The organism is Streptomyces fulvoviolaceus, assembly GCF_000718165.1.
GTDB classification, from domain to species: domain Bacteria; phylum Actinomycetota; class Actinomycetes; order Streptomycetales; family Streptomycetaceae; genus Streptomyces; species Streptomyces fulvoviolaceus.
Window position 1 is genome coordinate 1 of the sequence record NZ_JOEY01000168.1, and the last position, 471, is coordinate 471.

Annotated in this window: 1 pseudogene; it reads right to left on the bottom strand. The window is 71.3% G+C overall.

Annotated elements, in window-relative coordinates:
• A pseudogene (locus IG08_RS0153345) lies at window positions 1-471 on the bottom strand (IS200/IS605 family accessory protein TnpB-related protein); the annotation flags it as partial.

A 471-nucleotide genomic window follows, 5' to 3' on the forward strand; every position in this document is an offset into this window, starting at 1 on the left:
GCTGACCTCGCCGTCCGGGCTGATGCGGAGGGTCTCGTTGCCGTACCGCTTGCCGGATTCGCCGTCGGCCTGCAGGAACCAGCGCGATGCTTCCCACCGTCGGCGCCAGTCGGCCTCGGTGAGCTGTGCGGCAGACAGCTGGTGCCGGGTGCGGGCCAGTCGTTTGCCGCCGCGTACGACGTGCACGGTTCCGGCCTCGCGGTCGGCCCGCTCGCGCTCCAGCCGGTCTTCGAGCACGTGCAGGCGGCGGGTCTTGGCGTGCCACTCCCGCCGGCTGCGGTAGCCACCCAGAGCGTGCTTCGATCCCTTCGCGCCGACCGGCAGAGACAGCCGGTGCGCGATCGTACGGATCCCTGCCTCAAGGGACTGGATGTGGGCGAGCTGGCCACGCCGGGCGAGCGCCCACTGATCATGCGTGGCCTTGGTGATCGAACCCGCCCACCGGGACGACGACACACACGTCAGGCCCCG